Raw genomic sequence first — 9,829 nt, 5'->3', positions numbered from 1 at the left:
GGCCAAACAACTTTCTATAAAAAATCCTTTCGATAATTCTATTTCAGATTTGAAATAGAATTATTGAATACTGTTGAAGAATGCATCGATATTCTCAACTTTTGATACAAGGTTTGGGATATCTCTAAACGAAAGATTTGTCAAACAACTCTTTAGATAGTAAGTTTTTTCATTAGTAATTTTATTTGTTCGAGACCCAAGTCGCGCATTGATAAATCCAGTTTCTTTAACCACGGGATTTTCTTCCAAAAAGTTAGCAATCTCATTAGATTTTACTGTATATAGCGTAGTGTCGGTTTGGTTATTGTAATACTGACCGATGAGATAACCGACAATTGCGTTTCCTTGTGTAAGGACTGACGAAACAAAAAAGTCACTTAAAGGATTTCCTCTTTCGACTGAGTATTCTTCTACAGGAATTTTTAGTTGGTTCCTATAAGATTCCGGATTTGGTAGCACTACCTTGACGCCTCCGAACTCTTCAAAAGTACCTAATGATTCAAGTTCTTCTGGAGAATAACGAATCTTCTTGTCTTCTTGCTGTATTTCTTCAACCTCTGGGGCTACTTCCCTCATTGCTTGGTTGACATCGAATTTTTCGCTAATGATTTCAGCTAACGATTCTTGAATACACTTTTGAACTAAGGGACGAGCAGTATTTATAAACTGTTGAGTGACTTTAAATTTGAAACGTTCTTTTATCACAAATTTAATAAAATCATCATTTGGGTTCTCAAAGATCTCCTTAATAACTGATTTGAAAGCTTGAGAGTACATCATAGACTCAGCTAGAGCCTTTATACTTTCGTAATCATATAGATTCTTAGAAAACTTAATTAGGTAACTGAAATCTTCCTCGTTGTAGTTGGTTATATTAAAAATAAAAAATGGCTTGGAATCCATTATGTTAGCATTATTTAAATCAGTAAAAAAATGATATTCTATCCCGTTTGTTAGGATACCTAGTCGTACACTAGGGAAGGTGCTGAAATATCTACTTAACTGAGGAGCGCTTTTAGTAATTTTGCTTGTGACTGGCTTAGCTTCAAGGAAAATTTTTAGTTCGCCATTTATGAAAATAGCGTAATCTACTTTCTCATTTTTTTTATGAAAATCAGCAGTGAATTCGGGTGTAACTTCTTGTGGGCTATAGGTATCGTAACCTAGCCCTCTAAGCAATGGTAAAATTAAAAATTGTTTTGTTGATTCCTCATTTTTTATTAAGTCTTTATTGTCAGTAGCAACTTTATTTAACATCTCTAGTGTTTCTTTTAAGTTCATTGTTAAATACTCCTTTCTCGTCCTCCTAGTTATTAAATGAGTGGTATGTCATGTGAAAAAAGAACCTATATGTAGGTAAAAAATTATCTTACCTAGGTAGATGAGTTGTTTTTCACTGCTAAATAGACAATTAGAAACATTAATCCTAAAATGATCACGATAGAGATTTTTCCCCACCAATAGGGCCAAAAGGCGATACTAAGGATAATAAAAATAATTAAACTTATAAAACCTAAACAACCATTAAAGCAACCAAAAAAGTACTTTGATGATCCCACCTGTGATTATCCTCCCTTTTCTTGATGTATACATATCTTGAAAATGGTACCAGTCAAAAAACGAAAAATTTTTGGTGTCCCTCTAAAGTTTTTAAGTGGGATAACTCTTTAGGAACACCGAATATTTTGCAAATTTCGCACAAGGATAGATTAGTATACTTATATTCATAGATTTTTTCATCGGGCATCAATAATTCAACAGCAAAAGTGTTAGCCTCTACTTCGATTTTATCGACAGAAAATAAAGTACCTCTTTTCAGAAAAGGGGTATTTACTCGGGGATGTAGCTCAGAGTGCCCTAACTCGTGCGCACAGGTAAAAAACTTTGATTCCTGGCGTAAGTTAGAGTTAATAAAAATAAATTTATTTCTTCTTATGTATTTGTAAAATCCGAATATACTCTCGTGAAGATTCTGTTCCATAATAATAATGTTTTTAGCTGCAGCGATCTCATACGGATTATTTGAGTTGTATTTTTTCACTAACTCTTTAGTGACTTCTTTGATTCGAGACATATTTATACCCTCCTAAAGCTTAATCTTTATCTCTATGCTTTTTGGGTATGTATTTTTTATTTGCAAGAGTAGCTATACGCTCAGCATGTTCTAAAGCTTCTAACAAGGATTCAATTGCCTCCGGGCTCATTGGTTCCCCCATATAATTTAAGCCGTCACCGTCTGCCTTTGCTTCTGTTAGGTCCTCTCTCATTTTCTTCATTCGTTTTGCGATATCGCGTTCGTCTTTCTCAGTTAATTGAGGCATGCTTTCAGGTCTATAAGAGCTAATTGACTGCTCTCCTGTTATCAAAAAGTCCGTTGTTACATCATAAAGAACAGCAATCTTGGCCAGCATATCTTTGTCTGGTTGTCTAATTCCGTACTCCCAGTTAGCATACGTAGAGACTGTTTTGATTCCTAGCCGTCTTGCTACTTCTGTTTTAGACCATCCTTTTTCTTCACGTAACTGTTGTAGTATTTTCGGAGTTATATTTTCCATATGAACACCTTTTTCCAATTTAATATCTTTATACTAACATGTTTTACACAGAGAAAATAAAAAGTTACACAAAAAGAATAAAAAATAGTTGACTTACACATAATGAGTAATGTATGATGATATCAATAGTTACACAATTTGAGTAAGGAGGTGTCAATTATGACATTAAACAAACTTCGTCAAACACGTCTATCACAAGGGAAATCGCAAACGTTCATGGCTAAAAAGCTTGGATACAAGTTCCCCAGCGGATATGCAAATATCGAGATGGGGCGAACAAAACCCTCTCTTGAGAAAGCAAAATTAATTGCCGATGTATTAGGCGTAGATGTAGAAGAACTTTTTTTTGAACAAAAGTTACACAAAAAGAGTAATAAATCAAAAGAAGTCAGCTAACAAAAGGAGGCACATCATATGGATTTATCCCAAAAATGTACCTGGGCTGAAATTAAGTTCAAGGTCCTCCAAACAGCTGTCATGCTCCAAGATGATTGCAGTAAAGAGGAAGTGCTGAAAGAACTTCTAGCAATCGTCGACATACTAGAAAATACGGAACATTTAGTGACTACAGCTAAGCTAGATTGAAAATTAATTGCTGCTTTTTTGAAATTCCACTTGGAAACGGAGTGGAGGTCGCTATAATTTCTTAAATCAAATTAAGGAGGAATTAAAGCAATGAGTCAAATTCAACCAATCATTCAAAATGACCAACTAGTTTTAACTACATTACAACTTGCAGAAGCATACGGAACGGATATTCAAATTTTAGTAAACAACTTCAATCGTAATAAAGATCGTTATAAAGAAGGTAAACATTTCATTTTACTTACTGGCGATTACCTAAGAGAGTTCAGAGCAAAAAATCAAATTGATTTTTCGCCAAACCTTAACCGTTTGTATCTCTGGACTGAAAAAGGTGCTTGGATGCACGCGAAGTCACTTAATACAGATGAAGCATGGAATGCTTACGAAGCATTAGTAGATGACTATTACACAATTAAAAATAATGTTATTCCACTTTCAAAGGACCAGGCTCTTGTAACAGTTCTTCGGACAACTGCTGACCTGGTGGAAGATACTCAAGCAATTAAAGAAGAGCAACATGAAATTCGGAAGTTGGTTACTCAGATTGATCAAAAAGTCGAAGAACAAATTACTCTTACGTCTGGTGAGCAAAGACGCTTACAAAAAGCAGTTGCCGCAAAAGTGTATGAAGTTGAATCAAATCCAGAGCACCGACCTCAGTTATTCCGTGAGTTATATCGAGAAATAAAAGACCGCTTTGCTGTTGCTTCATATAAGGATGTGAAGCAGAAAGAATTACAATCAGCGATTAGATATGTAGAAAATTGGATTCCTAGAAAGGTGGTGTCGTAATGGAAACTCTAACTACAAAAGAAGCGGCCAAGTATATCGGCGTTTCTATTGGGACAGTTAGAAAATATGTTCATGAAGAAGGGCTTCCGGTTCTTCGTTTTCCAGGTCGTCGTAAATGGCTTTTTAAGAAAGACTTAATCGATCAGTGGGTCGAAGAGAGATCGCAACCAATGATCATAAATCAACCTGCTGCAAAGCAAGAAAAAGAATATGGGAAACTAAGGGTTTTAGCTCCATGAATTAACTTTATAAATCAATTGTACCTTTGAAAACTAAATGATTGGAGGCGAACAAAGTGTCGAACACTTTAACGCAAGTATGTTTATATTCCCCCTCACAGATAGGGGAGATATTAAAAATCGCAAGAGAAAGAGCCTGTCAAGAGGAACGGCGAACGAAGCGGTTTATTTCAGAGCACTTAGGCATTACCTTGCAACGCTTAAATAACATTGAAGCGGGATATTCGAAACCGGAATTTGAACTTGCTTATGATTGGTGCCGCTTGGTTGAGGATGAAACAGCGCTGGATAAGATTAAACACATTTACCAAGTTGATTTACCAGCAACTGATCCAAGGCTTTTGGAATCAGTGGACCGCCAGTTAACAAACTTAATCGATCAGGCAAAAGGTGCAATATCTGCTGCTGAAAAACTCCAAAAAATTAGTAAAGATATGCGGCCTGGTCGGTCTTTAACAGAGCAAACCAACTTAGAAATATTGAATTTGGCAGAAGAGATATTGGATCTAAAACAAGCTGCCACTGCTACATTAACATCGATGCGAATTAATTGGGATTTGGATACTGGCAAGGTAGTGAAAAATTGGATTCAAGAGGCCTTGGCTGATCAAGTTATTGTTCCGTCTGTTAGTAAATTTGAAGAAATTCGAAGAGAGGGATTCTTTCAAACAAGATCACGTGCTATGAAGGTGGGCAGATCATGAGCAATATTATCAAACAGGAAATCGCTGAACGCAAATGCGCACATAGTCTCATTTATCGCATTGAAGAATGCGTGGTAGCAGGAGATTTAAAAGAGGCAAAGCGTTCTATAAAGGATTTGGAAAAATCAATTGAAGAACTAGAAAAGATGCAGAACGCAAAAGAGAATCGGAAACGGCTAGAGGAAGTAGTTCAACATTTGAACAAGCAAGGGGTTTTAACAGAAAGAATAATCAAGGTTGTATAGGAGGGTGAGACGTGACCACAGCATTATTAATCTTTGTAGCACTTACAGGTGGATATTATTGGGGATTAGCCAACGGGGAATCAGAAAAAGATCAAAAATAAAAGCGGCAAGCTTTGGGCAGCTCACCGCATTAGACCACTGAACAACCTTATTATAACACATTTTCCAACTGATGGGCACTTATTTAGGTGCTCATCGTCAGCGGCCAGAACGGGCTTCTCCCCCTGTGCCTGATGGTTCGGGCTGCTGACGATGGACATTAAGCCATCAGAAAGAGGTGAAGCAAATGAATATCGAACATCCAGCAATTACTCAAACTATGGAAACAGGTTATGCAAACATAATCAGTCAGCCAGAACACGTTGGCATTGATGCTATGGGCGATGAAATTCTTGCAGGAGATGAAATCATCGAAATCAACGGTGAAATCATCCTGGAAAGTAACTTGGAGGATTATCTGATTGAATATTGCGGAGCGCAGTATAAAACAGCGGAATGAAAAAGACTCGCTTAGCAGAGCGAGTCAGGTCTTTAACAAAATTAATTTATTCTATTGTACCGAACTTTGAAAATTGAATCAAGAGGAGCGAATCCAAATGAACATCTGTTTAGAGGCTCACTTTGCCAAGGTAAAGCGGACTTTTCCGGATATGGACGATAAGAGAGCGTTGGACTCTGTGTATATAGGGATAAGTCAAGCGGTTGCTGGAGTGGGTACACACGAGGATTTGAAGGAACTTGTGAAGCAATATAACGCTTTACTATCAGGAATCATGAAGGAGGCTATCTAAATGCCAAAGTTCATCATTAGTGAAATTAAAGAAACGGTTATTGAAACAGAAGTAGAAGCAACAGATGCTCATACAGCTATTTCTAGATATAAACAACGTGGCGATACAAATACACTCACTCTTTCAGAGGAAACTCACATTACTGTAAAAGAAGCGAAGGAGGATATCCAGTGAATCAGTTAACAGAACAATTTAATCAGCAGCAACAACCAAGCGTACTTGGACAAGTATCTGCATCCCGTGAAATGGAAGAGGTTAAAGGTGCGATCTTCCTAGCCAAACAATTTCCACGTAACGTTTTCCAGTCCGAACAACGTATTTTAGATTCTTGCAAGCGACCTGCCTTAGCGCAGGTTGCCATGTATCAATATCCGCGTGGAGGAACAAAGGTTACCGGACCTTCTATTCGATTAGCTGAAGTACTTGCTCAAAATTGGGGCAACATTTCATTTGGTGTGAAGGAGTTAGAACAGCGTCCAGGAGAATCAGTTGCTATGGCTTATGCATGGGACCTTGAAACAAATGTCCGTCAGGAAAAAGTATTCACTGTTCCACATTCTATGAAAGCAAAGGGATCTATTAAGAAGTTAGATGATCCACGTGATATTTACGAGAAAGTAGCAAATGACGGTTCGCGCCGCTTGCGTGCTTGCATCTTGGGAATTATTCCAGGTGACATCGTTGATAAGGCGATTGCTGCCTGTGAGGACACACTTCGAGGAAATAGCAAAGGGCCGTTAAAAGATAGGGTAGCAAGCGCGTTGAAAACTTTTAAAGAGCAACACCGTGTCACGCAAGAAATGATTGAAGATAAGTTCGGCTACAACGCAGATTCTTTCACTGAATACGACTACCTGGAACTCATTAAAATCTTTAACTCCTTAAAAGATGGAATGTCAAAAGTGGAAGACTGGTTCGATAAAGGTGCTTCTAAAAAGAATAAGCAAAGCGATCTGGCTAAGTCTTTCGAAAGTGAGAATAAGGAGACAGCCGCTTCTGAAAAAGAAGAGGCCAAACCAGAAAAAGAGGTGAAGCCAAGTGCCGAAGACACAGCAATGGACTTTGACCAAGGAGAACTATCATTCGAACAAAGCTGATCAGGAATTCTTCTCCGTTTCACAATTTAAAAACTTTGTAGAGTGTGAAGCAAAAACAATGGCAAAACTGAGTGGGGCTTATACAGAGCCCTACTCCAACGCCTTATTAGTTGGCTCCTATGTTCATGCAGCTTTTGAGAGTAATGAGGCATTTGAAAAATTTCTTGAAGAAAACAATGGAGCAATCTTCAAGTCACGTGGTGGCAAGTATTCGGACTTTGAAACAGCCGACCGAATGATTGAAACATTGAAGGCTGATCCCTTCGCTATGTTTGCTATGGAAGGCGACAAAGAAGAGATTTACACAGCTCATTTATTTGGAGCAGATTGGAAAATCAAAGTAGATAGCATTCATCATGGCCGCCGCGCATTCAGTGATTTGAAAACGACACAGGACCTTTATAAGCGTCACTGGTCAGTTAAATACGATAACTGGGTTTCTTTTGTGGAGGCCTGGGACTATGTGCTCCAGATGGCGCTGTATAGGCGTGTTTTACAGGAGGTCACAGGAACCACTTATACACCTTATATCGTTGCTGTGACAAAGGAAAACCCGCCGAATAAGGCAGTGCTACACTTCGATGCAACCCGCTTCGATTTTGAGTATGAATATATTGAAATGAAAATGGAACGGATGATTGAAGTGAAGGCTGGGAAAGCAGATCCGATTCGGTGCGAGAAATGTGATTTCTGCCGAATGACTAAGCAACTCAACGACACGATAGAGATTGGCGAGTTGATCTGGCAATGATCATACAAACCCGCGTCCTTCTTCCTCAGAGGCTATGGAATGAAGCTCAAAATAAGGAGCAGCTGAAACAATTAATCTTGCAATATATGAAAAAGTGTTACCCAAACTATGAAATTAAAAGAGTGGAGAAAGGCTTCGCTATTTGTGAAAGGAGGGAGTAAGCGTGAACTACATCAGAGAAATGAACGCATTCTATGATTGGCTCGAAATAAATGAACTGTCACCATCAGCAATTAATTTATGGTATGCACTCATGCACATAAATAATAAGGCTGGATGGGCAGAAACATTTACGGTGGCTGAATCGGTGTTATGCGTCAAAACAGGATTAACAGATCGCACCCTCCGAAAAGTGAGAAATGAATTGAAGCAAAAAGGTCGAATTGACTTTGCTTCTAGAAAAGGAAAAGCACCTACTTACAAGATCATTTCCTTTGAAAGAACGGAAAATAATTCCGAACTTCCTCAAAGGTCGGAAAATATTTCCGCACTTCGTTCCGCAGTTAGTGCCGAGGTTAGTTCCGCACCTAGTTCCGCATTAATTAAACTAAATAAAACTAAACAAAAAGATACAGAAGATGATGAAGAAGATGCGCGCGTGTCGGTTAATCCTTTTCATTTTTACGAACAAGAAGGGTTTGGCCAACTTAGCGGATTTGTAGCAGATACGTTAGGAAGCTTGATTGACGATTATGGAGAAGCTTTAGTTTTACATGCAATGGGTGAAGCAGTTTTATATGGTGCCCGCAACCTGAAATATGTGGAATCCATTTTGAAGAATCCTAACAAAAACAAAAAACGGGGTGAAGAGAGTGGCCAGAAAGTTTACCAGCATCGCAGAAGTTATGGCGGATCTACAGCAAAAGGCAAATCAACGGATGATGTCTATCGAGAACTCGAAGAATCCAGAAGAGCCTGGGGCGGATGAGTATGAATGCCCTATTTGCAAGGATACGGAACTAATTTACTACCAAAAGAAATCAACGAACAACTTGATGTATACCTTCTCTAAACCTTGTGAGTGTCAGGAGAGAAAAGCCTGGAGACGCCGGTTCAAACAGTCCTTGATTCCAGAGGAGTTTACCCAAGCGAACTTTGAAAACTATGAAACTACCTCGCCCATTCAGAACGAAATGTTGGAATTAACCAAGGAATATCGATCACTCTTTAAGATCACCAAAAACGGTGACAAGAAAGAAAAAGTGATTCCGTCTAATAATTTCGGGTTACTCGCAGTCTTTGGGGAACAGCGAATGAAAGACATGCCTGCTGCCGAACGAGCTGCCTTGAAACAAAAACATAACAATTACGGCATTGGTAAGACTCATTTACAAATTGCTTTGGCTAAACAACTGATCAAAGAAGGGTTTAATGTGCTGACAGTATCGGATGTAACCTTCATGGAAGAACTTATGCAAGCGAAGAAGATGGATGATGGTGGAGAAACGTATAACCGCCTCTTAAACGGTGCTTTATCAGCAGATGTACTCATTTGGGATGATATTGGAAAAGTCAATTGGACGGAGCCACGCGAGCGAATGTACTACACGATTATTAACGAGCGGTACCGCAAGAAAAAACCCGTGGTTTTCAACAGTAATGAAGATCGAGGGACGCTTGCTGACAAGATTGGATATGCAGGGGCCAGCCGGCTGATCGGGGAATGCGGAAAATATCTGTTGGATGCAGAAGGAATTGACTGGAGGTTGAAAAGATAATGTGTGAATTGTGCGAAGGTACTTATGTTGATAAAGGCGGCAGCGGCTCTTTGAGTTTTGTCCAACCTTGTCCGAAATGTGGACCAATGCCGAAAGAAATTCGGGAGAAAAATTGGGCTGATTTTAAAAAGAGATTTCAGGAAGCTAAGCGCCAGGCTGCACCTGCTAAGAAGGAAGTGAGCTGATGAGAACTAAAGAGAAAGTAACTGTTCAGGAATTGAAACGACAGTCTGTCATTGAACAATTACAAGACATGGGGATCAGTCAAAGTGAGGATGTTTCTATCCACGAAATGAGATACATCGAACTACGGCGATTACTTACGGTAGCGGTATTAAAAAGGGGGATTTGA

18 protein-coding genes are annotated in these 9,829 nt (G+C 38.8%); 15 read left to right on the top strand and 3 right to left on the bottom strand.

The genetic code is table 11. The annotated features are described in order from the left end of the window. Positions 1-60 precede the first annotated feature (60 nt). The 3 genes from MKZ02_RS19720 to MKZ02_RS19710 form a co-directional block, all read right to left on the bottom strand. On the bottom strand, positions 61-1,281 hold the full coding sequence (locus MKZ02_RS19720) for a type I restriction endonuclease (protein ID WP_340855640.1): 1,221 nt from the start codon (positions 1,279-1,281) through the stop codon (positions 61-63). A 331-nt stretch (positions 1,282-1,612) separates the two neighbouring features. Continuing rightward, on the bottom strand, positions 1,613-2,074 hold the full coding sequence (locus MKZ02_RS19715; RefSeq protein WP_340855638.1) for an ImmA/IrrE family metallo-endopeptidase: 462 nt from the start codon (positions 2,072-2,074) through the stop codon (positions 1,613-1,615). A 19-nt stretch (positions 2,075-2,093) separates the two neighbouring features. Then, complete coding sequence (locus MKZ02_RS19710) at positions 2,094-2,555, bottom strand: helix-turn-helix domain-containing protein (protein WP_340855636.1); 462 nt, start codon at positions 2,553-2,555, stop codon at positions 2,094-2,096. 159 nt (positions 2,556-2,714) lie between these two features. On the opposite strand from MKZ02_RS19710, the gene MKZ02_RS19705 reads away from it, so the two are divergent. From MKZ02_RS19705 to MKZ02_RS19635, 15 genes are all read left to right on the top strand, one after another. Further along, the gene (locus MKZ02_RS19705) at positions 2,715-2,951 is read left to right on the top strand and encodes a helix-turn-helix transcriptional regulator (protein ID WP_340855634.1); all 237 of its coding nucleotides are present in this window, start codon (positions 2,715-2,717) and stop codon (positions 2,949-2,951) included. 18 nt (positions 2,952-2,969) lie between these two features. Further along, a complete protein-coding gene (locus MKZ02_RS19700) occupies positions 2,970-3,140 on the top strand; it encodes a hypothetical protein (protein ID WP_340855632.1) in 171 nt (56 codons plus the stop codon). A 90-nt stretch (positions 3,141-3,230) separates the two neighbouring features. Further along, positions 3,231-3,932: an ORF6N domain-containing protein gene (locus MKZ02_RS19695; RefSeq protein WP_340855629.1), complete on the top strand. Its 702-nt coding sequence runs from the start codon at positions 3,231-3,233 to the stop codon at positions 3,930-3,932. Further along, complete coding sequence (locus MKZ02_RS19690; RefSeq protein WP_340855627.1) at positions 3,932-4,171, top strand: helix-turn-helix domain-containing protein; 240 nt, start codon at positions 3,932-3,934, stop codon at positions 4,169-4,171. The genes MKZ02_RS19695 and MKZ02_RS19690 overlap by 1 nt, the downstream gene beginning before the upstream one ends. 56 nt (positions 4,172-4,227) lie before the next feature. Continuing rightward, a complete protein-coding gene (locus MKZ02_RS19685) occupies positions 4,228-4,875 on the top strand; it encodes a hypothetical protein (protein ID WP_340855625.1) in 648 nt (215 codons plus the stop codon). Further along, entirely contained in the window at positions 4,872-5,120 is a 249-nt protein-coding gene (locus tag MKZ02_RS19680; RefSeq protein ID WP_340855622.1) for a hypothetical protein, read from the top strand. The genes MKZ02_RS19685 and MKZ02_RS19680 overlap by 4 nt, the downstream gene beginning before the upstream one ends. 286 nt (positions 5,121-5,406) lie before the next feature. Continuing rightward, complete coding sequence (locus tag MKZ02_RS19675) at positions 5,407-5,619, top strand: YqaI family protein (RefSeq protein WP_340855620.1); 213 nt, start codon at positions 5,407-5,409, stop codon at positions 5,617-5,619. A gap of 97 nt (positions 5,620-5,716) precedes the next feature. Next, a complete protein-coding gene (locus MKZ02_RS19670) occupies positions 5,717-5,911 on the top strand; it encodes a hypothetical protein (RefSeq protein WP_340855619.1) in 195 nt (64 codons plus the stop codon). Next, positions 5,912-6,085, top strand: a complete 174-nt coding sequence (locus MKZ02_RS19665; protein WP_340855616.1) for a hypothetical protein — start codon at positions 5,912-5,914, stop codon at positions 6,083-6,085. It begins immediately after the preceding gene. Next, a complete protein-coding gene (locus MKZ02_RS19660; RefSeq protein ID WP_340855614.1) occupies positions 6,082-7,008 on the top strand; it encodes a hypothetical protein in 927 nt (308 codons plus the stop codon). Before MKZ02_RS19665 ends, MKZ02_RS19660 begins: the two co-directional genes overlap by 4 nt. Then, entirely contained in the window at positions 6,950-7,759 is an 810-nt protein-coding gene (locus tag MKZ02_RS19655; RefSeq protein ID WP_340855613.1) for a PD-(D/E)XK nuclease-like domain-containing protein, read from the top strand. Before MKZ02_RS19660 ends, MKZ02_RS19655 begins: the two co-directional genes overlap by 59 nt. Before the next feature lie 163 nt (positions 7,760-7,922). Beyond that, entirely contained in the window at positions 7,923-8,687 is a 765-nt protein-coding gene (locus MKZ02_RS19650) for a DnaD domain protein (RefSeq protein WP_340855610.1), read from the top strand. Then, positions 8,572-9,477: an ATP-binding protein gene (locus MKZ02_RS19645; RefSeq protein ID WP_340855608.1), complete on the top strand. Its 906-nt coding sequence runs from the start codon at positions 8,572-8,574 to the stop codon at positions 9,475-9,477. The genes MKZ02_RS19650 and MKZ02_RS19645 overlap by 116 nt, the downstream gene beginning before the upstream one ends. Beyond that, the gene (locus MKZ02_RS19640) at positions 9,477-9,662 is read left to right on the top strand and encodes a hypothetical protein (RefSeq protein ID WP_340855606.1); all 186 of its coding nucleotides are present in this window, start codon (positions 9,477-9,479) and stop codon (positions 9,660-9,662) included. The genes MKZ02_RS19645 and MKZ02_RS19640 overlap by 1 nt, the downstream gene beginning before the upstream one ends. Continuing rightward, positions 9,662-9,829: a hypothetical protein gene (locus tag MKZ02_RS19635; RefSeq protein WP_340855604.1), complete on the top strand. Its 168-nt coding sequence runs from the start codon at positions 9,662-9,664 to the stop codon at positions 9,827-9,829. The genes MKZ02_RS19640 and MKZ02_RS19635 overlap by 1 nt, the downstream gene beginning before the upstream one ends.

The organism is Pseudobacillus sp. FSL P4-0506 (genome assembly GCF_038003025.1).
GTDB lineage: Bacteria > Bacillota > Bacilli > Bacillales > Domibacillaceae > Pseudobacillus.
Note: the sequence above shows the minus strand (reverse complement) of the source record. Positions and strands in the feature narration are given on the sequence as shown.